Annotated in this window: 30 protein-coding genes; 17 read left to right on the forward strand and 13 right to left on the reverse strand. The window is 71.7% G+C overall.

Going from position 1 to position 23,339, the window contains the following annotated elements; all coding sequences use genetic code 11:
• The first annotated feature begins 61 nt into the window (after positions 1 to 61).
• Entirely contained in the window at positions 62 to 289 is a 228-nt protein-coding gene (locus MPE_RS22590) for a DUF2805 domain-containing protein (protein ID WP_011827634.1), read from the forward strand.
• Positions 290 to 296: 7 nt separating this feature from the next.
• On the opposite strand, the gene MPE_RS00160 is transcribed toward MPE_RS22590, so the two are convergent.
• On the reverse strand, positions 297 to 1,067 hold the full coding sequence (locus MPE_RS00160) for a ProQ/FINO family protein (protein ID WP_237706351.1): 771 nt from the start codon (positions 1,065 to 1,067) through the stop codon (positions 297 to 299).
• A gap of 139 nt (positions 1,068 to 1,206) precedes the next feature.
• Between MPE_RS00160 and MPE_RS00165 the strand changes: the two genes are divergently transcribed.
• Positions 1,207 to 1,827, forward strand: coding sequence for a TetR/AcrR family transcriptional regulator (locus tag MPE_RS00165; RefSeq protein ID WP_011827636.1), 621 nt, complete (start codon positions 1,207 to 1,209; stop codon positions 1,825 to 1,827).
• A 92-nt stretch (positions 1,828 to 1,919) separates the two neighbouring features.
• Positions 1,920 to 2,618, forward strand: coding sequence for an SDR family oxidoreductase (locus tag MPE_RS00170; RefSeq protein ID WP_011827637.1), 699 nt, complete (start codon positions 1,920 to 1,922; stop codon positions 2,616 to 2,618).
• A 35-nt stretch (positions 2,619 to 2,653) separates the two neighbouring features.
• Here MPE_RS00170 and MPE_RS00175 read toward each other — a convergent pair whose 3' ends face one another.
• A complete protein-coding gene (locus tag MPE_RS00175; RefSeq protein WP_011827638.1) occupies positions 2,654 to 3,286 on the reverse strand; it encodes a hypothetical protein in 633 nt (210 codons plus the stop codon).
• Between the two features lie 179 nt (positions 3,287 to 3,465).
• Between MPE_RS00175 and MPE_RS24885 the strand changes: the two genes are divergently transcribed.
• The 4 genes from MPE_RS24885 to MPE_RS00195 are packed head-to-tail and all read left to right on the forward strand — an operon-like array spanning position 3,466 to position 7,155.
• Positions 3,466 to 4,068, forward strand: a complete 603-nt coding sequence (locus tag MPE_RS24885; RefSeq protein WP_011827639.1) for a paraquat-inducible protein A — start codon at positions 3,466 to 3,468, stop codon at positions 4,066 to 4,068.
• A complete protein-coding gene (locus MPE_RS24890) occupies positions 4,065 to 4,841 on the forward strand; it encodes a paraquat-inducible protein A (RefSeq protein WP_083767918.1) in 777 nt (258 codons plus the stop codon). The genes MPE_RS24885 and MPE_RS24890 overlap by 4 nt, the downstream gene beginning before the upstream one ends.
• Positions 4,829 to 6,538, forward strand: coding sequence for a PqiB family protein (locus tag MPE_RS00190; RefSeq protein WP_011827641.1), 1,710 nt, complete (start codon positions 4,829 to 4,831; stop codon positions 6,536 to 6,538). The genes MPE_RS24890 and MPE_RS00190 overlap by 13 nt, the downstream gene beginning before the upstream one ends.
• A complete protein-coding gene (locus tag MPE_RS00195) occupies positions 6,535 to 7,155 on the forward strand; it encodes a PqiC family protein (RefSeq protein WP_011827642.1) in 621 nt (206 codons plus the stop codon). The genes MPE_RS00190 and MPE_RS00195 overlap by 4 nt, the downstream gene beginning before the upstream one ends.
• 10 nt (positions 7,156 to 7,165) lie before the next feature.
• Here the strand turns inward: MPE_RS00195 and MPE_RS00200 are convergent, their stop codons facing one another.
• From MPE_RS00200 to MPE_RS00210, 3 genes are all read right to left on the reverse strand, one after another.
• On the reverse strand, positions 7,166 to 8,050 hold the full coding sequence (locus tag MPE_RS00200) for a YihY/virulence factor BrkB family protein (RefSeq protein ID WP_011827643.1): 885 nt from the start codon (positions 8,048 to 8,050) through the stop codon (positions 7,166 to 7,168).
• A 9-nt stretch (positions 8,051 to 8,059) separates the two neighbouring features.
• A complete protein-coding gene (locus tag MPE_RS00205) occupies positions 8,060 to 8,254 on the reverse strand; it encodes a hypothetical protein (protein WP_011827644.1) in 195 nt (64 codons plus the stop codon).
• Positions 8,255 to 8,433: 179 nt separating this feature from the next.
• Complete coding sequence (locus tag MPE_RS00210) at positions 8,434 to 8,736, reverse strand: hypothetical protein (protein WP_011827645.1); 303 nt, start codon at positions 8,734 to 8,736, stop codon at positions 8,434 to 8,436.
• A 168-nt stretch (positions 8,737 to 8,904) separates the two neighbouring features.
• Here MPE_RS00210 and MPE_RS00215 point away from each other — a divergent pair, with 168 nt between their 5' ends.
• Positions 8,905 to 9,384 carry an SET domain-containing protein gene (locus MPE_RS00215; protein ID WP_011827646.1) on the forward strand — a complete coding sequence of 160 codons (480 nt, stop codon included), beginning with the start codon at positions 8,905 to 8,907 and terminating at the stop codon, positions 9,382 to 9,384.
• 100 nt (positions 9,385 to 9,484) lie between these two features.
• On the opposite strand, the gene MPE_RS00220 is transcribed toward MPE_RS00215, so the two are convergent.
• From MPE_RS00220 to MPE_RS00230, 3 genes are read right to left on the reverse strand one after another with little or no spacing between them, the layout of a single operon-like run.
• Positions 9,485 to 10,483 carry a lysylphosphatidylglycerol synthase domain-containing protein gene (locus MPE_RS00220; protein WP_011827647.1) on the reverse strand — a complete coding sequence of 333 codons (999 nt, stop codon included), beginning with the start codon at positions 10,481 to 10,483 and terminating at the stop codon, positions 9,485 to 9,487.
• Between the two features lie 35 nt (positions 10,484 to 10,518).
• On the reverse strand, positions 10,519 to 11,769 hold the full coding sequence (gene clsB, locus MPE_RS00225) for a cardiolipin synthase ClsB (RefSeq protein ID WP_011827648.1): 1,251 nt from the start codon (positions 11,767 to 11,769) through the stop codon (positions 10,519 to 10,521).
• Positions 11,766 to 12,536 carry an endonuclease/exonuclease/phosphatase family protein gene (locus MPE_RS00230; protein ID WP_011827649.1) on the reverse strand — a complete coding sequence of 257 codons (771 nt, stop codon included), beginning with the start codon at positions 12,534 to 12,536 and terminating at the stop codon, positions 11,766 to 11,768. The genes clsB and MPE_RS00230 overlap by 4 nt, the downstream gene beginning before the upstream one ends.
• Positions 12,537 to 12,673: 137 nt before the next feature.
• On the opposite strand from MPE_RS00230, the gene MPE_RS00235 reads away from it, so the two are divergent.
• Entirely contained in the window at positions 12,674 to 13,300 is a 627-nt protein-coding gene (locus MPE_RS00235; protein ID WP_011827650.1) for a 3'-5' exonuclease, read from the forward strand.
• A 53-nt stretch (positions 13,301 to 13,353) separates the two neighbouring features.
• Positions 13,354 to 14,094: a sigma-70 family RNA polymerase sigma factor gene (locus tag MPE_RS00240; RefSeq protein WP_129449337.1), complete on the forward strand. Its 741-nt coding sequence runs from the start codon at positions 13,354 to 13,356 to the stop codon at positions 14,092 to 14,094.
• Positions 14,095 to 14,125: 31 nt separating this feature from the next.
• Here the strand turns inward: MPE_RS00240 and MPE_RS24255 are convergent, their stop codons facing one another.
• On the reverse strand, positions 14,126 to 14,263 hold the full coding sequence (locus MPE_RS24255; RefSeq protein WP_158304589.1) for a hypothetical protein: 138 nt from the start codon (positions 14,261 to 14,263) through the stop codon (positions 14,126 to 14,128).
• Between the two features lie 171 nt (positions 14,264 to 14,434).
• Between MPE_RS24255 and MPE_RS00245 the strand changes: the two genes are divergently transcribed.
• The 3 genes from MPE_RS00245 (at position 14,435) to MPE_RS00255 (ending at position 17,229) form a co-directional block, all read left to right on the forward strand.
• A complete protein-coding gene (locus tag MPE_RS00245; RefSeq protein ID WP_041929784.1) occupies positions 14,435 to 15,466 on the forward strand; it encodes a M14 family zinc carboxypeptidase in 1,032 nt (343 codons plus the stop codon).
• A gap of 8 nt (positions 15,467 to 15,474) precedes the next feature.
• Positions 15,475 to 16,254 carry an alpha/beta fold hydrolase gene (locus tag MPE_RS00250; RefSeq protein WP_041929785.1) on the forward strand — a complete coding sequence of 260 codons (780 nt, stop codon included), beginning with the start codon at positions 15,475 to 15,477 and terminating at the stop codon, positions 16,252 to 16,254.
• 159 nt (positions 16,255 to 16,413) lie between these two features.
• Complete coding sequence (locus MPE_RS00255; protein WP_011827654.1) at positions 16,414 to 17,229, forward strand: transglutaminase-like domain-containing protein; 816 nt, start codon at positions 16,414 to 16,416, stop codon at positions 17,227 to 17,229.
• Between the two features lie 28 nt (positions 17,230 to 17,257).
• Here the strand turns inward: MPE_RS00255 and MPE_RS00260 are convergent, their stop codons facing one another.
• Positions 17,258 to 17,923, reverse strand: a complete 666-nt coding sequence (locus MPE_RS00260) for an alpha/beta hydrolase (RefSeq protein WP_041929479.1) — start codon at positions 17,921 to 17,923, stop codon at positions 17,258 to 17,260.
• A 92-nt stretch (positions 17,924 to 18,015) separates the two neighbouring features.
• Here MPE_RS00260 and MPE_RS00265 point away from each other — a divergent pair, with 92 nt between their 5' ends.
• Entirely contained in the window at positions 18,016 to 18,594 is a 579-nt protein-coding gene (locus MPE_RS00265; protein ID WP_011827656.1) for an NnrU family protein, read from the forward strand.
• Positions 18,595 to 18,691: 97 nt separating this feature from the next.
• On the opposite strand, the gene MPE_RS00270 is transcribed toward MPE_RS00265, so the two are convergent.
• Complete coding sequence (locus MPE_RS00270; RefSeq protein WP_011827657.1) at positions 18,692 to 19,093, reverse strand: SWIB/MDM2 domain-containing protein; 402 nt, start codon at positions 19,091 to 19,093, stop codon at positions 18,692 to 18,694.
• Positions 19,094 to 19,421: 328 nt separating this feature from the next.
• On the opposite strand from MPE_RS00270, the gene MPE_RS00275 reads away from it, so the two are divergent.
• Genes MPE_RS00275 through MPE_RS00285 form a run of 3 tightly spaced genes read left to right on the forward strand, consistent with a single transcriptional unit; the run spans position 19,422 to position 20,860 of the window.
• Complete coding sequence (locus MPE_RS00275; RefSeq protein ID WP_011827658.1) at positions 19,422 to 19,979, forward strand: MarR family winged helix-turn-helix transcriptional regulator; 558 nt, start codon at positions 19,422 to 19,424, stop codon at positions 19,977 to 19,979.
• A gap of 50 nt (positions 19,980 to 20,029) precedes the next feature.
• Positions 20,030 to 20,458 (forward strand): organic hydroperoxide resistance protein, encoded by a 429-nt coding sequence (locus tag MPE_RS00280; protein ID WP_011827659.1) that lies wholly within the window; start codon positions 20,030 to 20,032, stop codon positions 20,456 to 20,458.
• 51 nt (positions 20,459 to 20,509) lie between these two features.
• On the forward strand, positions 20,510 to 20,860 hold the full coding sequence (locus MPE_RS00285) for a phage holin family protein (protein ID WP_011827660.1): 351 nt from the start codon (positions 20,510 to 20,512) through the stop codon (positions 20,858 to 20,860).
• A 39-nt stretch (positions 20,861 to 20,899) separates the two neighbouring features.
• Here the strand turns inward: MPE_RS00285 and MPE_RS00290 are convergent, their stop codons facing one another.
• Both MPE_RS00290 and tfpZ read right to left on the reverse strand, forming a co-directional pair.
• Positions 20,900 to 22,489 carry a M48 family metalloprotease gene (locus MPE_RS00290; protein WP_148210860.1) on the reverse strand — a complete coding sequence of 530 codons (1,590 nt, stop codon included), beginning with the start codon at positions 22,487 to 22,489 and terminating at the stop codon, positions 20,900 to 20,902.
• Positions 22,479 to 23,279 (reverse strand): TfpX/TfpZ family type IV pilin accessory protein, encoded by an 801-nt coding sequence (tfpZ, locus tag MPE_RS00295; RefSeq protein WP_011827662.1) that lies wholly within the window; start codon positions 23,277 to 23,279, stop codon positions 22,479 to 22,481. The genes MPE_RS00290 and tfpZ overlap by 11 nt, the downstream gene beginning before the upstream one ends.
• Positions 23,280 to 23,339: the final 60 nt, after the last annotated feature.

Below are 23,339 nucleotides of genomic sequence, written 5' to 3' on the forward strand. Positions count from 1 at the left end.
TCGGACGACGCGCCCGGCGCGTGTCGGACGGCGCTCGCTGCGGCGGCCGACAATCGCGGCCATGGCGAAACCCATCCCCCGTCTGACCGCCGCGGAAATCGAGCGCGTGATCGCCACCGCATGGGACGACCGGCCGCCGTTCAGCGCGGTGCTGCGCGAGCACGGCCTGTCGCACGGCGAGCTGGTTCAGCTGCTCAAGCGCGAGCTCACGCCCAATGCCTACAAGGTCTGGGTCGCGCGGACCAAGGCGGCACCGGCACGCCGCGCGCCGCCGAAGGCCGCGCGCTGAGCCGGGGTCAGCGGCCTGGCCGGCGCGGCCCCGGCGGACCGCGGCGCGCGCCGGGAGGTCGTGTGCCGCGCGGATCGCGATCGCCGCGCGCGGCGGCGTCCGGCGGGCGGCGCTGCTGGGGCGGTCGTTGCGGCGGCTGCGGCTGCGAGGCGCGCCGGTCCCGCTCTTCACGCGCCTGCGCGAGCCCGGCGTCGAGGTCCGCTTCCGTCAGCCCCTTGAGCGCGCAGAAGTTGGCCCGCGTCAGCGTGCTGGTCTCGTAGGCCCGCAGCAGTGCCGCGCGCTCGCGCTGCGCTGCCTCGGCTGCGCTGTGGGCCTGTCGGGCTTCGTCTTGGGCAGCGCGTTGCGCCTGGCGCTCGGCCGCGCGGCGCGCATCGTGCAGCGCGCGGCGGCGGTCCAGCTCCCCGGTCGCGGCAGCGCGGTGCAGATCGGCCACGTCGCCGGCCGGCTGGCCGTCGAGGTCGACGCGATGCGCGGCACCCACCAGCGCCTTCAGGTAGGCGGTGCTGGTCGTGTGCCGGTGCAGGAAAGCCGACAGCGACTTCTTCGTGAACACGCCCGGCGCCCGCTGCTGGATATCGGCCTGGATGCCCAGCTTCAGCGGCAGGAACACGCCGGGACCGAAGGCGGCCGGAAACAGCGGAGCGAGCTGTGCGGCCGTCGCGGCCGGTGAGGTGCTCGGGGTGCTCGGAGCGCTTGCGGCAGGAACAGCCGCTGCTTCGTCCGTCGGGGCGGCGGCAGGGGCATCGCCCTCGGTGGGCGGCTGGGGGTGATCGGACACGGTGAGGCAACGGGGGCAGGGTCGGTGGCGGATTGTCGCTGCAGAGGCGAGCGTCGCGCAGCGGACCATTGGGCTCGGTGAGCCGGGCCATGGCCCTGCTGCCAAGCGGGTGAAGCGAGTTTCATATGATGATCGTCATATGAAGGCGCAACCCAAGCCAGCCACCCGCCGCCGCAGCCCGCCGGCCACCGAACCGTCGCGCAAGGACCTCACGCGCGAGCGCATCGTCGGCACGGCGGCGCGCGCCATCCGCCGCAGCGGCTACGACGGCACCGGCGTGACCGATCTGATGAAGGAAGCCGGCCTGACGCACGGCGGCTTCTACGCCCACTTCGCATCGCGCACCGCGCTGCTGGCCGAGGCGGCCGACCGGGCCGGGGCCGACAGCGCCGCACATCTGCGGGGCGTGGTGGAAGGCCTGCCGCCGGCCCAGGCACTGGACGCGCTGATCGACCACTACCTGTCCGACGTGCACCTGAAGTCGGCCGAGCTGGGCTGCCCGCTGGCAGCGCTGGCCTGCGAGACGACGCGCCAGGCGCCCGAGGTGCGCGCTGCCGCGACGCGCCGCCTGAAGGAGACGATCGACCTGGTGGCGCAGTTGCTGCCGGGGCGCAGCGCGCGCGAAGCCCGTGCCGAGGCGATGGCCGTGGTCGGCAGCCTGGTCGGCGCGATGTCGCTGGCGCGCGCCGTCGACGATCCGCGCCTGTCGCGCGCGCTGCGCGAGGCCTGCCGGCAGTCCCTGAAACACCGCCGGGATTGAGCGCCGATCCGCAGGCGGCGCAACCCGGCTTTCGTCCGACGCATGACGGTCGTCATGCGAATTCACCCGCTCATCTCCTGGAAGGACACCTCATGAAGATCAAGGACTCCGTCGCGCTGGTCACCGGCGCCAACCGCGGCCTCGGCCGTGCCTTCGCCGCCGCGCTGCTGGCCGGTGGCGCCCGCAAGGTCTACGCCGCTGCGCGCGACCCGGCCAGCGTCACGCTCGCTGGCGTCACGCCGGTCCAGCTGGACGTGACGAACGCGCAGCAGGCGGCGGCGCTGGCGCGCGAGCTCGGCGACGTGTCGCTACTGATCAACAACGCCGGCATCCTGCGCGGCACCGGCCTGCTGGAGGCCGGCTCGGTGGAGGCGGCGCGCGCCGAGATGGAAACGCACTTCTTCGGCCCGCTGCAACTGAGCCAGGCCTTCGCGCCGGTGCTCGCGCGCAACGGCGGTGGCGCCATCCTCAACATCCTGTCGGTGCTGAGCTGGATCAGCATGCCGGGCGTCAGCACCTATTGCGCGTCGAAGGCGGCCGAGTGGTCGCTGACCAACGGCCTGCGCAACGAGCTGCGCGCGCAGGGCACGCAGGTCGTCGGCCTGCACGTGGGCTACATGGACACCGACATGGTCCGCGGTGTCGACGCCGCGAAGTCCGCGCCGGAGGACGTGGTGCGCCAGGCGTTCGCGGTGCTCGAGTCCGGCGGCTACGAGGTGCTGGCCGACGAGATCAGCCGCCAGGTGCGCCAGGGCCTGTCGGCCGAGCCGGCGGTCTACGCGGGGAGCTGACGGCGCGAGAGGGTGGACGCCAACCCCTGAAGGCCCTAGAAGAACCCGGCCTTGCCGGCCGCCGCCACCGCGGACTTCACCAGCTCGGCCACCTGCGCGTTGGCGTCGTTGTCGCTCGGTGCGCGGGTCTTGGCGGTCCACATCAGGCGTGCGCTGGCCACGTCGGTGAGCTGGCTGTTGGCGCCGTAGGCGGTTTGGGTCTTGCCGCCACCGATCGGCAGCGAGATGCCGACCCCGCCGCCCACCGAGCGGCCGAAGCCGCCCAGCCCGACACCGATCGACGGACCGGGCTGCACCAGCGTGGCGTCGGGGCCGACCGCGGTCAGCCACACCGCCTTCGCGCCGGCGGCGCGCGCGGCGGCCAGGTAGGGTTCGGCGGCGGAACTGCGCGCCGTGCCGGCCGCGACCGGTGCCTGCGTCACCGGTGATGCGCCGTAGGCCACCAGCTCGGCCGAGGCGCGGTCCAGGCAGTTGCGCTGCAGCGCCTCGTCGGGAGCCTCGCACACCACGAGCAGCTTGCTGCCGCGCAGCGACTGGCCGGCGAACTGCGGCTCGGTCCACTGCGAATCGACCGGGTTGGTGGCGCAGCCGACGACCAGCAGCGCCGCCGCGAGGGCCATCGGGGCGGGGCGCAGCGCGCGCCGTGCCGCAGAGACTTGAAACCACATGGTCGGGAATCCTTTCGTGGGCCTGAGAGGCCGAGTCGGCGCGGCCGTGACCGGGCGGCGCGACGCTCTCCGGCGTGTCGGAGCAGCTTACTCCTTGGTGCGATCCGCACCGCCGTGTGGGCCCATGCGGCGGCAGGGCATGCGCCCGCGCGCCGCAGCGGTTTGTTAGGCTGGCGGGGATGAAGGCCTGTCACGATTGCGATGCGCTGCAGCAGGAGGTGGTGCTGGAGCCCGGCGGCGTGGCCCGCTGCTGGCGCTGCGACGCGGTGCTCTACCGCGGCCGGCATCACGCGATGGACCGCACGCTGGCGCTCACACTGGCGGCCGCGGCGCTGTTCGTGCTGGCGCTGTCGTTCCCGCTGGTCGAGCTCGACATGCAGGGCCAGCACCACAGCACCACGCTGTGGGGCGCGGTGGTCACCCTGTGGCGGCAGGACGCCGGGCTGGTGGCGACGCTGGTCGCGGTGACCACGGTGCTGGTCCCGACGCTGGAACTCGGCGCCATGCTGTGGCTGCTGCTGCCGCTGGCCCTGCGCGAGCGGCCGGTGGGCGGCGTCTGGGTGCTGCGCGCGCTGCTGCTGGTGCGCCCCTGGGGCATGGTCGAGGTGTTCGTGCTCGGCGTGCTGGTGGCGCTGGTGAAGCTCGCGCACATCGCCAGCGTGATCCCCGGCATCTCGCTGTGGTCCTTCGGCGGCCTGATCTGCGTGTTCGCCGCTGCCGCGGCCAACTTCGACGCCCAGCAGGCCTGGGACCAGATGGACGCCGCGGAGACGCCGGCATGACGGCCCCGTCGGGCGAGAGGCCGTCGCGGGACGAGCGCCGGGCCGCTCCCAAGCCGGCCCGCATCCCCTCGGGGGATCGCCTGGCGTACCCGTCGGGCGAGGGGTCATCAGTGCTCACCGCCGCAAGCGCCGGCCTGCGGGTCTGCCACACCTGCGGCCAGATCAGCCGCCCGGCGCCGCCGCCGCTGCAATCCCGTTGCCCGCGCTGCGACAGCGAGCTGCACGTGCGCCAACCGGCCAGCCTGGCGCGCACCTGGGCCTTCCTGATCGCCGCCTTCATCCTCTACGTGCCGGCCAACACGCTGCCGGTGATGCGTTCGAGCTCGCTGTTCGGCGCGCAGCAGGACACCATCTGGTCCGGCATCGTGTTCCTGTGGATCGATGGCTCGTGGTTCCTCGCGGTGCTGGTGTTCGTGGCCAGCATCGTGGTGCCGCTGGCCAAGCTGCTGGTGCTGAGTTTCCTGGCCGTCTCGGTGCAGTTGGGCAGCGCGGCCCGGCCGGTGTTGCGCACCCGGCTGTACCGCGGCATCGAGTTCGTCGGCCGCTGGTCGATGCTCGACATCTACGTGGTCACGCTGCTCGTCGGGCTGGTGCAACTGCAGTCGGTGGCGGCCATTTCCGCCGGGCCCGGCGCGGTGGCCTTCGGCGCGGTCGTGGTGCTGACGATGCTGGCCTCGCTGAGTTTCGATCCGCGGCTGATCTGGGATGCGGCCGACCGGCCGGCGCGGGCCGTGCGGCCGGCGCCGCATCTCGACCGAGAATGGGGCGCATGAGCGACACGCCGCCGCCCTCCTCTTCCGCCCCTGCGTCCCTGCCGGCGACGGCCGAGCTGCCTGAAGCGGTGGCGGTGCCGCGCCGCCGCAGCCACGGCTATGCGGTGTGGCTGATCCCCATCCTTGCGGCATTGATCGGCCTGACGCTGGGCGTGCGCGCCTGGCTCGCGACCGGACCCACGGTCACCATCACCTTCAAGACCGCCGAGGACCTGGAGCCGGGCAAGACCAAGATCAAGTACAAGAACGTCGACATCGGCGACGTGAAATCGATCGCGCTCGCCCCCGACGGCAAGGGCGTGGTCGTCACCGCCGAGATGACCCAGGGCGCGCAGAAGCTGCTGCTCGACGACACGCGCTTCTGGGTGGTGCGGGCTCGCGTGGCGGGCAGCGGCGTCACCGGCCTCTCCACACTGCTGTCGGGCGCCTACATCGGCATCGACATCGGTACCTCCTCCGAGTCGCGGCGCGAGTTCGTCGGCCTCGACGTGCCGCCCAGCGTCACCGCTGACGAGCCGGGGCGCGAGTTCATCCTGCGAAGCGCGGATCTCGGCTCGGTCGACATCGGTTCACCGGTCTATTTCCGCCGTGTGCAGGTCGGCAAGGTCACCGCGACGCGGCTCGACGCCGATGGCCGCGGGGTCACGCTGCGGGTGTTCATTTCGGCGCCGCATGAGCAGCACGTGACCGAGAACACGCGCTTCTGGCATGCCAGTGGCCTGGACGTCGCGCTCGACGCCGGCGGCATCAAGCTGCAGACGCAGTCGCTGATCTCCATCGTGCTCGGCGGCATTGCCTTCGGCGCGCCGGAGTCCGGTGCGCCGGGCGCGGCGGCCGAGGCAGAGCACAGCTTCGCGCTGTTCGAGAACCAGGCGCTGGCCATGAAGCGCACCAGCTCCGAGGTGACGCCGATGGTGGCCCATTTCACCGAATCGCTGCGCGGCCTGGCGCCGGGCGCGCAGATCGACTTCCGCGGCGTGGTGGTCGGTGAGGTCACGTCGATCGACGTCAGCTACGACCGCGACCGCAGGGAGTTCAGCTTCCCGGTCGGCATGGTGCTGTACAGCGACCGGCTCGGCTCCAAGGTGAGCGCGGCGATCGAACGGGCGCAGGTCGACCCGACAGAGCTGATGCGCCGCTCCATCGAGCGCGGCCTGCGCGCGCAGCTGCGCACCGCCAACCTGCTGACCGGCCAGCGCTACGTGGCGCTCGACTTCTTCCCCGGCGCGCGGCCGGTCAAGACGGCGGCCGCCCCGGCCGCCGGCAGTGAAGCCCCGGTGCTCGAGATCCCCACCATCTCGGGTAGCCTCGAGGACCTGCAGGCCACGCTGACCAGCATCGCCAAGCGCATCGAGAACGTGCCGTTCGACGAGATCGCCGCCGACCTGCGCACCGCGCTGCAGTCGCTCGACCGCACGCTGAAGAACACCGACGGGCTGATCGGCCGGCTCGACGGCCAGCTCGGCGAGCTGGTGCCCGAGCTGAAGGCGGCGATCGCCGACACGCGTCGCACCATGAAGTCGGCCGACAACCTGCTCGCCAGCGACACGCCGACCCAGCAGGAGCTGCGGGAAGCGCTGCGCGAGGTGTCGCGCGCCGCGCAGTCGATGCGCGAACTGACCGACTACGTGCAACGCCGCCCGGAATCCCTGCTGCGCGGCAAACCCGGCGAGCCCGAGGAAGGCGGCAAGCGATGACGTTGAAGCAGCCTCGGCCGCGCGCGCTGGCGCTCGTTGCCGCGCTCGTGCTGGTGCAGTTCGCGGCGGGGTGCGCCAGCCCACCGCCCGAACGCTTCTACCGCCTGGCGGTCGCCGCGCCATCGGCCGCGGCGCCGGGCGCGGCGACGGCCGGCGACGGTCCGGTCGTCACCGTGGGCGCCGTGACCCTGCCCGCGCTGGTGGACCGGCCGCAGATCGTCACGCTCGCCGCCGGCAGCCGCGTCGAGGTCTCGGAGGCGCACCGCTGGGCCGAGCCGCTGCGCTTCGCGCTTGGGCGCGTGGTCGCCGAGCAGCTCGCCGCCGCGCTCGGCACGCCGCTCGTCTATGCCTACCCGCAGGTTGCGGTGGCCGACGCGGCCTTCCGCGTCACGCTGAACGTGCAGCGCCTCGACGCGACACGCGGCGTCGCGGTCGACGACGAGCTGCTGTGGACCGTGCGGCGCGTGGCCGACGGCCAGTTGCGCTCCGGACGCAGCCACGGCCGCGCGGTGCCCGTCGACGCGAGCTACGACGCGCTGGCCGCCGCGCACGTGGAGGCGATGGCGGCGGTGTCGGGCGACATTGCCCGGGCGATCGGCGAGCTGGCGACACGCTGAGCCGTTGCCGTCACGGCCCGCCGGCGCCGTCGAACTTCGGCGTGGCGTCGTGTGACATCGCGCGCAGCAGCACGGCGCACAGCAGCACGACGCAGGCCACGACGTAGAGCCACACCAGCAGGATCGCCACCGAGCCGGCGGCGCCGAAGGTCGACACCACCGCGCTGTGGCCGAGGTAGACGCTGACCAGGCCCTTGGCCGCCTCGAAGGCGAGCGCGCCGAACACCGCCACGCCGCCGAGCTGCCGACGCGGCAACCGCACCGGCAGCATCACGCGCAGCAGCAGTGCGACCATCGTCACCGTGACGGCGAAGGACACCAGCCACGGCAGCACCAGCAACCAACCGGCCTGCAGCAACCCGCCGGCCAGCATCGGCGTGAAGGCACCGCCCAGCGAGACGAGCAGCGAGTTCACCACCAGCGACGCGAGCAGCACGAAGCCGATGCCGATCACCACCGCCACGCCACGCAGCCGGGCCGACACCAGCGCTGCCAGCAGCCGGCCGAGCGGCAGATCGGGCGCGCCGTCACGGCGCCACAGCTGCTCGAAGGCGGCGCGCAACTCGGCGAACACCGCACTGGCGCCGAACAGCGTGGCGCCGACGGCCGCCAGCGTGGCCCAGGCGCCGCGGGTCGAGCGGTAGGCGTTGGCGATCATCTCCTGCAGCAGCCGGCCGCCCTCGGTGCCGACCACGCGCGACAGCTGCGTCACCAGGTCCCCTTGCACCGCCTCGCGCCCCCACACCGCGCCGGCCACAGCGGTGGCGATCACGAGGATCGGCGCGAGCGAGAACAGCGTGTAGAACGCCAGCGCGGCGGCGGTGCGGCCGATGCGCTGCTCGGCCCACAGCGTCCAGGCGCGAACCGCCACGCGGTCCCAGCGCGGCAGCTTCACCGCGGCGACTCAATGCGTGGTGGCGCGGGGCGAGGGCCGGGCTGGAGGATCGGCCGGCTTCACGGCGCCGCCTTCCTCTTCCCAGGTGCGGACCGCCTCGCGATCGAGCAGCGCTTCACGCTGCGCCTTGCGACGCGACAGGTTGCGAACCAGTTGCATGGCCAGGCCGGAGGTCACGGTGAACATGAGGATCTTGCGCAGCATGAGCGGCTCCCTGCGCACGGGCCGGGGCGCGAATGCGCCGGCCGCGCGTGCGCGCGTCATGAGGCAAGGATAGGAGGGTGGTGGTGTCGCGTCCGTCGGGCGGCGGCGCGAGCGCGTGTCGGCGTCGTCCGACACGGGGCGGGGCACGGCGGCAGGCGCCGCGCCACGCCCGGGGTCGATCAGTCGCCGAAGAACAGGCGGAACACCTCGGGCTCGTGCACCTCGCGGGTGTGCAGGCCCTGGAAGGCTTCGCGGAACGGCTCCGACGGCGGCAGCAGGTCGAGGTCGGCCGCCATGGTCTCGACCCAGGCCGGCGAAGCCGCCTCGATGCGTTCGCCCAGCGGGCGCTGGCCGAGCACGACGAGGCGCTGGGTCAGCGAATCGGCGAACGAGGGCAGTTCCTCCCATTCGATCGCATCGCGGCTGCGCAGGGCGTGCAGCGACGAAGAACGGTGGGCAGTGTTGGTGTGTGCGTAGCTCATGGTGTGTGCTGACGTCGATGGGACTGGTACGAAGCTTATCGGCCGCGCACCCCGGACATGAAGGGGAAAAGCGGGCCTTCGCCGGGTCAGTTCTCCACCCTGCCGCCTGCGAACGTGACATCCGACGCGCGCTTTGGAAGCGCGCTGACTTGACGCGACAATCGATCCATGCCGCGCATCAGCGCGAACGTCCCCGCCGCAGAAACCCGCGCCGTCCCGCCGCGCGCCAAGGGCGTGCCGGCCGATCCGCAGAAGTTCGCCGTCAGCGTGCGGCCCAGTCGGATCGACGGCCAGGGCGCGTTCGCCGCCGAGGCCATTCCGGCGCGCCGCAAGATCGGCGAGATCCGCGGCGAATCGATCAGCGTGCGCGAGGCGCGCCGCCGCGCCAGAGGCCAGGCCCGCATCATGATCGTCGAGGTGTCCGAGCGGCGGGCGATCGACGCCTCGCAGTCGGCCGATCCGCTGCGCTTCACCAACCACTCCTGCGCGCCCAACGCGTCGCTGCGCATCCGCCAGGGGCGCGTGGAGTTCTACGCCATGCGCGACATCGCGGTCGGTGAGGAGCTCTGCGTCGACTACGGCGAGAGCCACCACGAAGGCCGGCTGCGCTGTCGCTGCGGCGCGCCGAACTGCGCGGGGCGACTTTGATGTGGGCCCCCGGCTGCGGCGTACCGCAGCCTGCCCCCGAGGGGGCGCCCGGCCGGCTTGGGGCGGCCCGGCGCTCGGTCGGGTGGGTGCCTACGGGCCGTCAGCCGCGCGCGGGCGCCGCCAGACGGCGCGCCTTCAGTTCCATCGCCAGGTAGGCCAGCGTCGCCACCGCCAGCGGGCCCAGGTAGTAGAGCGCCCGGTAGGCCAGCAGCGCACCGAGCAGTTCGTGTTTCGGCAGCTCGTGCGACAGCAGCGCCACGAACACCGCCTCCAGCACGCCCAGGCCGGCGGGCACGTGGGTGATCACGCCGGCGATCGCGGCCACCAGCAGCACGCCCAGCACGGTGGGGAAGTCGATGCGCTGCTGCAGCAGCACGAACACCAGCGTGGCCATCAGCAGCCAGTTGGCGCTGGACATCGCCAGCTGCAGCAGCGCGAAGCGGCCGGAGGGCAGATCGAGCCGGTGGCCGCGCAGCGTCCAGCTGCGCTGCGGCGAGAAGGCGCACAGCGCCACGTAGGCGACGGCTGCCGCCAGCAGCACCCCACCCAGCACCTGCAAGGCCCGACCATCGAGCTTCCAGTCGGGCGGCGGCGCCAGCGGCCACAGCAGGAACACCGTGCCGGCGAGCAGCAGGTAGCCGAGCCAGTTGGTCAGCATGCTGATCGACAGCACGCGCGTGATCACCTCGTTGTCCAGCCCCAGCCGTGCGTACAGCCGGTAGCGGAAGGCCACGCCGCCGACCAGCGAGCCCAGGTTCAGGTTGAAGGCGTAGCTGACGAAGTTGACGCCCATCACCGTGCGCGGCCCGAGCGGGTGGCCGGTGCTGTGGCGGCCCAGCAGGTCGAAGCAGCTGTAGAGCGCATAGCTGGCCGCGGCCAGCGCGGCGGCGGCCCACAGGCTCGCGGCAGGCAGTTTCTTCACCGACGCCGTCACCTCGGTCCATTCCACCGTGCGGGCCTGGGTCACCAGCAGGTAGGTGACGAACGCGAAGAAGGCCAACGTGAGGCCGCGTTTCGCCCAAGGCCACCAGGGCCGCGACGTGAGGCCGCGTCGCCCGCCCGCAGCGTGGCGCGGTCCGGCCGCGGTGCGCCGGGGCATCGCCGTCGCGGAGGCCGGCCCGGCCGCCACCGCCGTCAGCTCCGCGCCGGCTCGGTGAGCCGCTCGGCGCCGGCGGCCGGCGCGTGCGACACCGAGCTGAGCCGGGGCGCATGCGCCGGCAGCCAGCCGGCCCACGCCGGGTAGCGGCGCAGGAAGTGGAAGACGAAGAAGCTGCGCACCAGCCGCCACAGGCTGGACTCCTGCAGGTCGGTGGCCTCGATGCGCTTGCAGCAGTGGGCCATCAGGTGATCGAGCCGCTCGCCCAGCTGGCGGTTGAAGTCCCGGTCGCGGATCATCACGTTGGCCTCGAGGTTGAGCGACAGGCTCAGCGGATCGAGGTTGCTGGAGCCCACGGTGGACCACTCGTCGTCGGCCACTGCCACCTTGCCGTGCAGCGGGCGCTCGCAGTACTCGTAGATGTGCACGCCGGCGCGCAGCAGGTGGTGGTACAGCATCTCCGCGGCGCTCTTGACGATGGCCATGTCGGGCTCGCCCTGCAGGATCAGCGAGACCTGCACGCCCCGCCGCGCCGCCCGGCGCAGCTCCCTCAGCAACCGGTAGCCGGGGAAGAAGTAGGCATTGGCGATCACCAGACGGTGGCGCGCGGCGCGGATCACGGCGCGGTAGTGGCGCTCGATGTCCTGCGGGTGCTCGCGGTTGTCGCGCGTGACGAACATCGCCTGGGCGGCGCCGGCGGCGGCCTGCGGCGGCAGCGCCGACGGCGGTGCGCGACGTCGGAACCAGCGGCGCTCCGAGGAGGACCGGCCCGGGCGCCCTTCGACGATGGCCTGCTGCACGAAGCGCTGGATGTGCGCCACCAGCGGGCCTTCCAGCTCCACCGCGTAGTCCTGCTTGGCCTCGGGCCCGAAGTCGGCCAGGTGATCGGCCGAATAGTTGATGCCGCCGACGAAGGCGCGCTCGCCGTCCACCACCACGATCTTGCGGTGCATGCGGCGGAACAGGTTGGTGCGCCAGCCGAACAGCCGCGTGCCGGGGTCGAACACGTGCACGCGCACGCCGGCCTCGGTGAGCGCGCCGATGAAGGCCGGCGACAGGTCGGGCGAGCCGAAGCCGTCGATCGTGATGTCGACCTTCGCGCCATTGCGTGCCGCCGACAGCAGCGCGGCATGCAGCGCGAGCCCGACCTTGTCCTCGAACAGGATGAAGGTCTCCAGCAACACCTCGTGGCGCGCCGCGGCGATGGCCTCGAACACGCGCGGGAAGTAGGCCTCGCCGTTCTCCAGCAGCGTGAAGCGGTTGCCGTCGACCCAGCGTGGCGCGCTCACAGCGAGATCTCCGCTGCCAGCGGCGCATGGTCCGACAGGTGCGACCACGGCCTGCGCGGCAGCACCATGGGTGCGTGCACCGCGGCGTTGCGCACGTAGATGCGGTCGAGCTGCAGCATCGGGAAGCGGGCCGGGAAGGTGCGGGCGGAAGTGCCTCCCGAGTGCAGGAACACCTCGCGCAGGCCGGCGCGGTGCTCCAGCACGCGGTGCGCGCTGCGCCGCCAGTCGTTGAAGTCGCCGGCCACCACCAGCGGCGCGTCGGCCGGCACCTCGCGCTCGACCAGCTCGCACAACAGCGCGAGCTGGCGGCTGCGGTGCGACTCCTGCAGGCCCAGGTGCACGCACACCGCGTGCACGTTGGCGCTGCGGCCGGGCAACTGCAGCACGCAGTGCAGCAGGCCGCGCCGCTCGGGCCCGCTGATCGACACGTCGAGGTTCTCGTGCCGCAGGATCGGGAACTTGGACAGCACCGCGTTGCCGTGGTGGCCGTGCGGATAGACCGCGTTGCGGCCGTAGGCGAACTGAGGCCAGATCGAGTCGGCCAGGAACTCGTAGTGCGGCACCGCCGGCCAGTTGGCGAGGCGGGCCGTGTGGCGCTCGTGCGTGCCCTGCACTTCCTGCAGGAACACCACGTCGGCACCCACGGTGCGAACTGCGTCGCGCAGCTCATGCAGCATGAACTTGCGGTTGAACGAGGTGAAGCCCTTGTGGGTGTTCACGGTCAGCACCTTGAAGGCGAAGGAGGACGAGGCGTCGGCGGAACTCATGGCAAGGAAGAGGAGACGATCCCATTTGTACCGAGCGCCGCGCGCCGGCGCTGTAGGAGGAAGGCGCGTGCCGCCGACGGACGGCGGCGCTGGCGCGGCCCCGGGCCGGTTCGGGCGACACTCGCGGCTGCTCCCGCATGGAAACCATCGCCGTCATCGACTTCGAAACCACCGGCATCTCGCCCGGCCAGGGCGCGCGCGCCACCGAGATCGCCGCGGTGCTGGTGCGCGGCGGGCAGATCGTCGGCCGCTACCAGAGCCTGATGAACAGCGGCGCCTGGGTGCCGCCGTTCATCGAGCAGCTCACCGGCATCAGCAACCGCATGCTGGAGCGCGCGCCGCCGGCCGAGCGGGTGATGCGCGAGGTGCTCGACTTCACCGCCGGCTGCCCGCTGGTGGCGCACAACGCGGCCTTCGACCGCGGTTTCTGGCAGGCCGAGCGCGCCCGCGCCGGCTGTGACGAGGACGCCGCCCACGCGTTCGCCTGCACGCTGTTGCTGGCGCGCCGCCTCTACCCCGAAGCGCCGAACCACCGGCTGGGCACGCTCGCGAAGCTGCATGCGCTCCCCGACGGCGGCCGCGCCCACCGCGCGCTGGCCGATGCCGAGACCGCCGCCCACCTTTTGCTGCGCATGCAGGACGACCTGCGCGTCCGCTTTGCCGCCGAGCTAGCCGAGCGTGCGGTGAGTCATGCGCTGCTGGCCCGCCTGCAGCGAGCGCAGCGCAGCGGCCTGCGGCGCTGCCTGGCCGAGGCCGGCCTGTGAGTCCCCGCAAGCCAGGGACTCAAGTTCCAGCGGCGGTGACCGACAACACGGCCATGGCTCCCTCCACCGCCGACACCGCGGCCACCGTGCGCAACGAGCAGTTGCACCAGCACGGCGCGCTGGTGCGCCGCATCGCCAAGCGCATGCGCGCGCGGCTGCCGGCCAACGTGGAGATGGACGAGCTGTTGCAGGCCGGCCTGATCGGCCTGAACGAGGCGATCACCCGCTTCGAGGAAAGCTTCGGCGCCAGCTTCGACACCTATGCCTCGCGCCGCATCGAAGGCGCCATGCTCGACAGCCTGCGCGCCGCCGACACCCTGTCGCGCGACGCCCGTGCCCACCAGCGCGCCATCCGCGCCGCGGTGCAGGCGCTCGAGCACCGCCTGCTGCGCCCGCCGCGCGCGATGGAAGTGGCCAGCGAGCTCGGCTGGTCGCTGGCGCGCCTGCACCAGCGCCTGGTGGAGGCCGGCGCCGCCGGCCAACGCGCCGGCGACGCGCCGCTCGACGGCCTGGCTGACGAGGCCTCGGCCCGCGGCGCCGAGGACGACCTGCACGCCACCGCCGACGACCACGCCGACCCGCTGGCCGCCCTGCAGCGCCGCCAGCGCACGACAGCCCTCAACGCGGCGTTCGACACGCTCGAAGAGCGCGAGCAGCTGATGATGAAGATGATCTACGAGCGCGGCCTGGACCACCAGGACGCCGCCGAGTCGCTGGGCGTCAGCCCCTCGCGCGTGTCGCAGATGCACGCGGTGGTGGTGCAGAAGCTCAAGCGGCGGTTGAAGGACTGGTAGAGCCCTGCCGCGCGACGCGCGCCGCGCCGCATCAGGCCTTGCGCAGCCTCCGCCCCACCCAGCGCGAGCGGCACAAGGCGACGAACTCCACCGCCCCCCACAGCAGCGCGCTGCCGAGGGCGCGCGCCGGAAGGCCGAAAGGCTGGCGTCGAGTGCGACCGTCGTTCATGGGGGCTCCCTGCATTGCGCCGGACCTGGAACAGGCCCGTGCCGACGCACGCTAGCGGCGGCCTATGACACCTTGATGGCGGTGCGGTGAAACCCGCCGCGGCGCATGAAGAAGGCCGTGCCGGCGGGTCGGCGCCGCTATCCTGGGGTTCCCGTGGCCGGACTGTGCCGAGTGACCTCTCCTGAACTGGCCGAACTCGCCGAACTGCAGCGCATCGTCGAGCAAGGCGGCGCGCACCTGCAGCAGCGCGTGGTGTGCGAGGTGAGCGTCGGCGACGGCCTCTGTCTGCCGGTCCACGCCATCACGCTGGGCAATCCCGATCCGGCGCTGCCGGCGGTCGGTTTCTTCGGCGGCGTGCACGGGCTGGAGCGGATCGGCGCCGAGGTGGTGCTGGCCTGCCTGCGCAGCGTGGTGAACCGCCTGTCGTGGGACGTGCTGCTGCACCGCCAGCTCGACATGTTGCGCCTGGTGTTCATGCCGCTGGTCAACCCCGGTGGGCTGTGGCGCGGCACGCGCGCCAACCCGCAAGGCGTGGACCTGATGCGCAATGCACCGGTCGACGCCGACGACCGCGCGCCCTTCCTGGTGGGCGGCCAGCGGCTCAGCGCCGGCCTGCCGTGGTACCGCGGCGCGCTGGGCGCCGCGATGGAGGCCGAGAGCCAGGCGCTGTGCTGCGTGGTGCAGGAGGAGCTGCTGACGCGGCGCTTCAGCGTCGCGGTCGACTGCCACTCGGGCTTCGGCCTGCACGACCGCATCTGGTTTCCCTACGCCCACACGGCGCGGCCGATCCCGCACCTGGCGGAGATGCATGCGCTGAACGCCCTGCTCGACCAGGCGCACACCCACCACCGCTACGTGTTCGAGCCGCAGAGCCGTCAGTACCTGGCGCACGGCGACCTGTGGGACCACCTCTATCTGCGCGCCAGCGAGCAGCATTCCGAGCGTGTGTTCCTGCCGCTGACGCTGGAGATGGGCTCGTGGCTGTGGGTGAAGAAGAACCCGCGCCAGCTGTTCACGCGCCACGGCCTGTTCAACCCGCTGATCCAGCACCGCCAGCAGCGCGTGCTGCGGCGGCACGTGGCCTGGCTGGATTTCATCGCCCGCGCCGCCTGCGGCCATGCCGCCTGGCTGCCGCAGGGCACGGCGCGCGAGCAGCACCAGGAGCAGGCGCTGGCGCGCTGGTACCGGGGGGTGCGGCGGTGAGCACGGGCGTGCGATCTGCGGCGGACGACGCCGAGCCCTGGGTGCTGCTGCGCGGCCTGACGCGCGAGGCGCGGCACTGGGGCGACTTCGCGGCGCAGTTGCGCGCGCTGCAGCCCGGCGCGCCGGTCATCGCGCTCGACCTGCCGGGCAACGGTGCGCTGCACGCGCAGCGCAGCCCGGCCAGCGTGCCGGCGATGGCGGCGCACTGCCGCACTGCGCTGCAGGCCCTGGGCGTGGCGCCGCCCTACCGCGTGCTGGCGATGTCGCTCGGCGCGATGGTGGCGCTGGCCTGGGCCCACGCCCAGCCGCGCGAGCTGGCCGCTGCGGTGCTGATCAACACCAGCCTGCGGCCCTTCGGCGCCTTTCATCAGCGGCTGCGGCCGTCGCAGTACGCGACGCTGCTGCGGCTGGCGCTGAGCGACGCCGATGCGGCCGAATGGGAGCGCAGCATCCTGGCAATGACCAGCCGGCGCTGCTTCGAAGAGGCGGAACGCGACGCGCTGCTGGGCGTGTGGACGGCGTGGCGGCGCGAATGTCCGGTGTCGCGCGCCAATGCGCTGCGGCAGTTGCTCGCCGCAGCACGCTTTCGCGCGCCGCAGCCGCGCCCTCCGGTGCCGCTGCTGGTGCTGGCGAGCACGCGGGACGCGCTGGTCGATCCGCAGTGCTCGCGCCGGCTGGCGCAGGCGTGGGCGCTGCCGATCGCCGAGCACCCGACCGCGGGCCACGACCTGCCGCTCGACGACGGCGCGTGGGTCGCCCGGCAGATCGAGCGTTTCGTGTGCATCTAGAAAGGCTCTTGGCGGCGCAGTCCGGTGCGTGTCCGACAGCGACGCGGCGTGCCGTCTCACAACGCCTTGCGTCATTTGCTGCAGTGGGCGCGCCGCTTGCAGCGCACACTCGGTCGACAGGCGCTCGATCTCCCGGCGTCCTTCTTCAGGAGCCGTGCCGTGCTGATCAAGATCGGGTTCGACATCGAGCTGTCCGTCGCGTCGCCGATGGCGCTCATCCACCTGCTGCACGTGCACCCCACGCGGCGCGACGACCTGGTGACGCCCGAGAACTTCTGGATCACGCCCTTCTTCGGCAACGACGAATACGTCGACAGCTACGGCAACCACTGCGGGCGCGTCAACGTGCCGCCGGGCGTGGGCTCGGTGCGCTTCACCAACGACGCGGTGGTGCGCGATTCCGGCCTGCCCGACCCGGTGGCCTACGGCGCCTGGCAGCACGATCCACGCGACCTGCCGTTGGCGACGCTGCAGTTCCTGCTGCCCAGCCGCTACTGCGAGGTCGACAGCGAGCTGCTGAACTTCGCGTGGAACCAGTTCGGCCAGACGCCGTTGGGCTGGGCGCGCGTGCAGGCGATCTGCGATTTCGTGCACGGGCACATCCGCTTCGACTACCGGAACGCCCGCGCCAACCGCACCGCGCTCGAGGGCTACCGCGAGCGCACCGGCGTGTGCCGCGACTTCGCCCACCTGGCCGTCACGCTGTGCCGCTGCATGAACATCCCGGCGCGCTACGTCACCGGCTACCTCGGCGACATCGGCGTGCCGCCGGCGCCCTACCCGATGGATTTCAGCGCCTGGTTCGAGGTCTACCTCGGCGAGCAGTGGTACACCTTCGACGCCCGCCACAACCAGCCTCGCATCGGCCGCATCGTGATGGGCCGCGGCCGCGACGCCGGCGACGTGCCGATCACGATGGCCTTCGGGCAGAACCAGCTGCTGCGCTTCGAGGTGACGACCGAAGAGGTGTCATAAGCCGCGGACCCCCTCCCGTCGCGCGGCCTCAGGCCAGCACGCGCAGCAGCCAGCGGTTCAGGTCGACGATCTCCTCCGGGCACACCGAGTGCGGCATCGGGTATTCGTGCCACTCCACCACATAGCCCAGCGCCTGCAGCGCGTCGCGCGAGGCGGTGGCGCGCGCGAGCGGGATCACCGGGTCGGCGCGGCCGTGGGCCAGGAAGATCGGCACGTCGGCGTTGGCCGCGCTGCGCTCGTCGGCGGTCACTGGCGCCAGCGGCAGGTAGCCCGAGAGGCCGGCCAGGCCCGCGAGGCGCTCGCCGTGGCGCAGGCCGGTCAGCAGCGTCATCGCGCAGCCCTGCGAGAAGCCGGCCAGCACGATGCGCGAGCTGGGGATGCCGCGCGCGTTCTCGCGTTCGATCAGCGCGCGCACCAGCTCCAGTGATGCGCGCAGCCCGGCTTCGTCCTCGCGGCGCGGCCCGTCGGGGCCGAGGATGTCGTACCAGGCGCGCATCACGTAGCCCCCGTTGATCGTGACCGGCCGCGTCGGCGCGTGCGGGAAGACGAAGCGCGCGCCGCCGACGGCGTCGAGGTCGAGCTCCTCGCAGATCGGCACGAAGTCGTTGCCGTCGGCGCCCAGGCCGTGCAGCACGATGATGCTGGCGGCGGGGTGTTCGGTGGTCTGGATCTCGATGCAGTCGAGGGTCGTCATCAGGGGCTTTCGGTGGGTTCCCGGTGATCCTACCCGTGGCACGCCCGCGGCCAAGGCTGCGTTACGCTCGCGCGCAACCACCGGAGTCCTTCATGCTCGTCCTGATCCTCGGCCTTGTTCTCTTTCTCGGCACGCACTCGGTGCGCATCTTTGCGGAGCCCTGGCGCACGCGCACGCTGGCGCGCGTGGGCGAGGCGCGCTGGAAGGCCGCCTACGCGGTGGTGTCGCTGATCGGCTTCGTGCTGCTGGCGTGGGGCTACGGCCTGGCGCGGCAGCAGCCGGTGCTGCTGTGGACGCCGCCGGTTGCGATGCGCCACATTGCCGCGCTGCTGACCCTGGTGGCCTTCGTGCTGCTGGCCGCCGCCTACGTGCCGGGCAACGGCCTCAAGGCGAAGCTGCACCATCCGATGGTGCTGAGCGTCAAGGTCTGGGCCTTTGCGCACCTGCTGGCCAACGGCACGCTGGCCGATGTGCTGCTGTTCGGCGGCTTCCTGGTCTGGGCCGTGCTGTGCTTCCGTGCCGCGCGCGGCCGGGACCGCGCTACGGGGGTGGCCACCCCGCCCGGCCGCGCCGGGGCGACCGCGATCACCGTGGTGGTCGGTGCCGTGGCGTGGGCGGTGTTCGCGTTCTGGGCCCACGGTGCATGGATCGGCGTGCGGCCGTTCGGCTGACACGGCAGCCGCTGCGCGGTGGGCTGCCTCAGACAGGCGCCCACAAAAAAAGCCCGGCCAGGGCCGGGCTTCCGATGCGGTCACAAGGACCGGCAGCTCATTTGAGGTGACTGTTGACGAGCTTGGTCATCTCGAACATGTCGGCCTTGGCCTTGCCGAAGACTTCCTTCAGCTTGGCGTCCGCGACGATCACGCGCTTCTGCACGGCGTCCTGCAGCTTGTGCTTCTTGATGTATTCCCAGATCTTCTTGGTCACATCGGTGCGCGGCAGCGGCTTGTCGCCGACGATCGCGGCCAGCGCAGCACTGGGCGTCAGGGCCTTCATGAAGGCGGCGTTCGGCGTGCGCTTCTTGGCCGGAGCGGCCTTCTTCGCGGGAGCCTTCTTGGCGGGCGCCGCCTTCTTGGCCGGAGCGGCCTTCTTCGCCGGTGCTGCCTTCTTGGCCGGAGCGGCCTTCTTTGCCGGCGCCTTCTTGGCGGCGGCCTTCTTCGCAGTTGCCATTTGAATCACTCCATCAAAAGTTGTTGATGTGCTGGGCCCCGGGCGATAGCCGCATGAGCTCTCATTCTCACAGCGACCCTGCGGCGCGAATGGTACTGCGCGTGTGCTGCATTGAGAAGCAGTTTGTCCATGGAAAACGCGCATTGCTGCGGGCTGGCGGCCCGTTCTGTCGCTGCCGGGCATCACTTGCGACGCTGCGAGTCATGATGCAACGCCGCATCGAACGCGCGGAACGAGGCGGCCGCGCCGCGATCGGAAGTCCCTTTTTTGAATGTTGACAATTCTATTGTGTGCAATTTAATTGTGAGATCGGCGCTAAAGTTCACCCATGGCCACGCACCGCACTCCGACCCGACCGTTGCTCGACAGCGCGGCGCGCGCGACGGCCCGTCGGCCGCTGCGGCGTGCGCTGCGCCGGCCGGTGGCGGCCGCACCTGCGCCTGCACTGGCGCTCGATGCGCAGCTGTGCTTTGCGCTCTACTCGGCCTCTCTCGCGATGACCAAGCGCTACCGGCCCCTGCTCGACGCCCTGGGGCTGACCTACCCGCAGTACCTGGTGATGCTGGCGCTGTGGGAACACGACGGATCGAGCGTCTCTTCGCTCGGCGAACGTCTGTTCCTCGACTCCGGCACGCTGACGCCGCTGCTCAAGCGGCTGCAGGCCGCCGGGTTGCTGACGCGCGAGCGCGCCACCGACGACGAGCGCCGTGTCGTCGTCACGCTGACACCTGCCGGCCGCACGCTGCGGCGGCGCGCGCTCGGGATCCCGGCGGCGCTGGCCGAAGCCGCCACCTGCTCGTCGGGCGAACTGGCCACGCTGACCGCGACGCTGCAGCAGCTGCGCGCGGCGCTCCACCACGACACCGAGGTTTCCGCCGCGGCCTGAACGACAGACAGAAGGCCGCATTCCACCCGCTGCTCCTGAAAGGACCGACCATGAACAAGATCGAGAACGTGCTTTACCGTGCCCAGGCCACCGCCACCGGAGGCCGCGAGGGCCGCGCCGTGTCGTCGGACAAGGTGCTCGACATCCAGCTGTCCACGCCGAAGGAACTGGGCGGAGGCGGCGGCCCCGGCACCAACCCCGAGCAGCTGTTCGCCGCGGGCTATTCGGCCTGCTTCCTCGGCGCGATGAAGTTCGTGGCCGGCCAGAAGAAGCAGACGCTGCCGGCCGACACCACCGTGACCGGCAAGGTCGGCATCGGCGGGATCCCCCAGGGCTTCGGCATCGAGGTCGACCTGGCGATCAGCATCCCCGGCATGGCCAAGGCCGACGCCGAGGCGCTGGTCGAGGCGGCGCACGGCGTGTGCCCGTACTCGAACGCCACGCGCGGCAACATCGAAGTGCGGCTGAGCGTGGTCTGACGCGGGCAGCATCCGCGCAGGATCCGCGGCTCGCCGTGTATCCTGCGCGCCATGAAGATCCTCGTCCGATGGCTGCTGCTGGCGGCCGCGCTGCTGCTGGTGGCCCATCTCTACCCGGGCGTCGTGGTGCAGAGCTTCGGTGCCGCGATGATCGCGGCGCTGGTGCTCGGCCTGTTCAACGCCGTGCTGCGCCCGCTGCTGGTGCTGCTGACCCTGCCGGTCACGCTGCTGACGCTGGGCCTGTTCCTGTTCGTCATCAACGCGCTGATGTTCTATTTCGCCGCCAGCGTGCTCGACGGCTTCAGCGTGCGCGGCTTCGGCGCTGCCCTGATCGGCTCGCTGATCTACAGCGTGTGCGGGCTCGTGATCGACGCGGCGATGGAGCGGCTGTTCAGCCGCTGAGGTGCCGGTGGGTCGTGCCGTCGCTCCGACGCGCCGACCTCAAAGCTCGCCGCGCTCCTCGGCAATGATCTGCCGGCGCTGCAGCTCCAGCTCGCGCAGCCGGGATTCGAGCACCGAGGCCTCGATGAAGTCGCTGCCGGTCGCCGTGCGGGCCAGCTTCTGCGCTGCACGCAGCCGCTCGACGGCGCCCTGCACGTCACCGACCGCCGCGCGCGACTCGGCGTCCGCGCGCACGGCCCGCAGCCGCTGACCCAGCCGTTCCCACAGTTGCGCAGCGCTGCCCCAGGCCAGCGCATCCTGCCGGTGGACGGCCACCCAGGTCTGAAGGCGGTCGACGGCCGCGCGCTGCATCTCGGGCGGGCTGCCTGGCAGCAGCGCGCGTTGCGCCTGCGCAAGCAGCAGCGTGCGGGAGTCCTGCCCTCCCGGCGCGGCCAGCAGGCTGCCGAGCACGGGGTCGGCGCGCATGCCATCGCTGCGCACCAGCAGACCTTGCAGCGTCAACAGCGCCAAGGCATTCATGGCGTCCTTGTCGCCGTCCGCCAGCGGACGTGCAGCGCTCAAGGCCGCGTCGGCGCGCGAGAAATCGCGCCGCAGGATCGACGCCAGCGCACTGCCGTACAGCGCCCCCAGCCGGTCGGCGGGCGCGGCGACGGTGGCCAGGGCCCGCTCGGTGTCGAAGTCCTGGGCGCGCTGGAGCGCGCTGTCGCGCGTGTCCATCAGCACGCGGGCGCGGGCCTGCATCAGCACGTGCAGCAGCGGCCGGGGCGGCGGCGCGGTATGGGCCACACCGAGGCGCGAGCGGGCTTCGCCGATGCGTTCGGTGGTCAGCGGGTGGCTGCGCAGGTAAGGGTAATTCTGGCTGTCGTTCAGGCGCGAGGCCTGCAGCAGCTTCTCGAACATCGCCGGCATGCCGGCCGGCGAGTAGCCGGCGCCGGTGAGTACGTTGAAGCCCACGCGGTCGGCCTCGCGCTCTGCATCGCGCGAATAGTTCAGCTGCCCCTGCACGGCCACCGCCTGCCCGCCGGTGATCAGCGCATTGGCGGCCTCCGGGCTGCGACTGGCCGCGAGCACGCCGAGGATCAGCCCTGCGATTCCGGCCAGAGACGTGAGCTTGTTCGCGCCCACGCTGCGCGCGATGTGCCGCTGCGTCACGTGCGACAGCTCGTGCGCCAGCACCGAGGCCAGTTCGGCAGGCGTCGCCGTGATGGCCATCAGGCCCAGGTGCACGCCCATGTAGCCACCCGGCAGCGCGAAGGCGTTCACCGTGCGGTCGCGCACGAGGAAGGCCTCCCACGCGAAGCGCTCGTCCAGCTCCGTCGGGATGTTGCCGCGCTCGCGCGACGACACGATGAGCGCGCTCATCATGGTCTGCACGTACTCGAGCAGGATCGGGTCGTCGAGATAATCCGCATCGCGTCGGATGTCGCGCATGATGCGGTCGCCGATGCGGCGCTCGTTCGGTACCGAGATGTCGTCGGACGCGCTGTCGCCCAGGGCCGGCAGGTTGTTGCGCGAGCCAGGACTGCCCTGCTGCGCCAGGGCGGCGGGCGCCAGGCCTTGTGCGGCAAGGGCCAGGCTCAAGGCCAGCGGCAGAGCACGCGGCCAGCGGCGGCGTCGGTCAGAAGCCATCGAAAGGCGCATAGCCCACCAGTTCGCCGCTGCCGGCGTCGAGTAATGCGACCCAGTCGGCACGGCGCGCGAACAGGGGGAGGAACTTCAGTTGCTCGTCGCTGCTGCCAGTTGCGGCAATGTACTTCTGCAGTTCGGCGGATCGCGTGATGTGGCGCTTTCGCAGTTCGGAGAGAGGTTTTGCGCTTTGAAGCAATGCGGCCTTCGTTTCGGACGCCGGCAGCCAGAACTCCGGGCGCTGACCGATATCGACGCCGGCCATGGCCATTTCGATAGATTCGAGGCGTTCTGCATCCGTGGCTCGGCGCGCGGCCAGCACATGGATCCCGTGCCAAGGCAAATCCCTGAACTCTGGTGGGGCCTTGGCAAGCTCTGCCGCAGGGAGGTCAACGGCAGTGAGGACTCGAAGCCGATCCACCTCGAGGACCATGACCGCTGGGCGCGCCACGTAAACCGTATGCAACCCGTACAGCAGGCCCGCAATTTGTATGATCCCGACGATGGCTAGATCGCGCCGCAGCTCGCGCCACGGCTTGCGCCGATCGAATACGGCGAAAGTGATCAACGGGCCCAGCACCACATCGACGGCCACGACGATAAAGAACAACTCGCGCCCGCCGGAGATCTCACGGAACGGCGTGGGGTACCAGAGCCCGAACACGAGTGCCGCGGCAAGGGCTGCGATCACCGCGCTCAAGCCAAGGTGGATGCCGGCGGCACGCAGCCGAGGACCGAGCGAGAAGCGCTGCGCCGGGGGCGGCGAGGCGGGAGAAGGGAAAGACTGGTCCATCGGGCAGGTCGGCGGCGGGTCTCGGGTGTGACCTTCGCGCAGCAAGGCAGTTCAGCAAGG

The sequence above is a fragment of the Methylibium petroleiphilum PM1 genome (genome assembly GCF_000015725.1).
GTDB lineage: Bacteria > Pseudomonadota > Gammaproteobacteria > Burkholderiales > Burkholderiaceae_C > Methylibium > Methylibium petroleiphilum.

Excerpts from the sequence above, each read along its gene's own strand:
- MPE_RS22590 (WP_011827634.1), top strand. The coding sequence starts at position 62 with ATGGCGAAACCCATCCCCCGTCTGACCGCCGCGGAAATCGAGCGCGTG.
- MPE_RS00165 (WP_011827636.1), top strand. The coding sequence starts at position 1,207 with ATGAAGGCGCAACCCAAGCCAGCCACCCGCCGCCGCAGCCCGCCGGCC.
- MPE_RS00170 (WP_011827637.1), top strand. The coding sequence starts at position 1,920 with ATGAAGATCAAGGACTCCGTCGCGCTGGTCACCGGCGCCAACCGCGGC.
- MPE_RS00175 (WP_011827638.1), bottom strand. The coding sequence starts at position 3,286 with ATGTGGTTTCAAGTCTCTGCGGCACGGCGCGCGCTGCGCCCCGCCCCG.
- MPE_RS24885 (WP_011827639.1), top strand. The coding sequence starts at position 3,466 with ATGAAGGCCTGTCACGATTGCGATGCGCTGCAGCAGGAGGTGGTGCTG.
- MPE_RS24890 (WP_083767918.1), top strand. The coding sequence starts at position 4,065 with ATGACGGCCCCGTCGGGCGAGAGGCCGTCGCGGGACGAGCGCCGGGCC.
- MPE_RS00190 (WP_011827641.1), top strand. The coding sequence starts at position 4,829 with ATGGGGCGCATGAGCGACACGCCGCCGCCCTCCTCTTCCGCCCCTGCG.
- MPE_RS00195 (WP_011827642.1), top strand. The coding sequence starts at position 6,535 with ATGACGTTGAAGCAGCCTCGGCCGCGCGCGCTGGCGCTCGTTGCCGCG.
- MPE_RS00205 (WP_011827644.1), bottom strand. The coding sequence starts at position 8,254 with ATGCTGCGCAAGATCCTCATGTTCACCGTGACCTCCGGCCTGGCCATG.
- MPE_RS00210 (WP_011827645.1), bottom strand. The coding sequence starts at position 8,736 with ATGAGCTACGCACACACCAACACTGCCCACCGTTCTTCGTCGCTGCAC.
- MPE_RS00215 (WP_011827646.1), top strand. The coding sequence starts at position 8,905 with ATGCCGCGCATCAGCGCGAACGTCCCCGCCGCAGAAACCCGCGCCGTC.
- MPE_RS00220 (WP_011827647.1), bottom strand. The coding sequence starts at position 10,483 with ATGCCCCGGCGCACCGCGGCCGGACCGCGCCACGCTGCGGGCGGGCGA.
- MPE_RS00230 (WP_011827649.1), bottom strand. The coding sequence starts at position 12,536 with ATGAGTTCCGCCGACGCCTCGTCCTCCTTCGCCTTCAAGGTGCTGACC.
- MPE_RS00235 (WP_011827650.1), top strand. The coding sequence starts at position 12,674 with ATGGAAACCATCGCCGTCATCGACTTCGAAACCACCGGCATCTCGCCC.
- MPE_RS00240 (WP_129449337.1), top strand. The coding sequence starts at position 13,354 with ATGGCTCCCTCCACCGCCGACACCGCGGCCACCGTGCGCAACGAGCAG.
- MPE_RS24255 (WP_158304589.1), bottom strand. The coding sequence starts at position 14,263 with ATGAACGACGGTCGCACTCGACGCCAGCCTTTCGGCCTTCCGGCGCGC.
- MPE_RS00260 (WP_041929479.1), bottom strand. The coding sequence starts at position 17,923 with ATGACGACCCTCGACTGCATCGAGATCCAGACCACCGAACACCCCGCC.
- MPE_RS00265 (WP_011827656.1), top strand. The coding sequence starts at position 18,016 with ATGCTCGTCCTGATCCTCGGCCTTGTTCTCTTTCTCGGCACGCACTCG.
- MPE_RS00270 (WP_011827657.1), bottom strand. The coding sequence starts at position 19,093 with ATGGCAACTGCGAAGAAGGCCGCCGCCAAGAAGGCGCCGGCAAAGAAG.
- MPE_RS00275 (WP_011827658.1), top strand. The coding sequence starts at position 19,422 with ATGGCCACGCACCGCACTCCGACCCGACCGTTGCTCGACAGCGCGGCG.
- MPE_RS00280 (WP_011827659.1), top strand. The coding sequence starts at position 20,030 with ATGAACAAGATCGAGAACGTGCTTTACCGTGCCCAGGCCACCGCCACC.
- MPE_RS00285 (WP_011827660.1), top strand. The coding sequence starts at position 20,510 with ATGAAGATCCTCGTCCGATGGCTGCTGCTGGCGGCCGCGCTGCTGCTG.
- MPE_RS00290 (WP_148210860.1), bottom strand. The coding sequence starts at position 22,489 with ATGGCTTCTGACCGACGCCGCCGCTGGCCGCGTGCTCTGCCGCTGGCC.
- tfpZ (WP_011827662.1), bottom strand. The coding sequence starts at position 23,279 with ATGGACCAGTCTTTCCCTTCTCCCGCCTCGCCGCCCCCGGCGCAGCGC.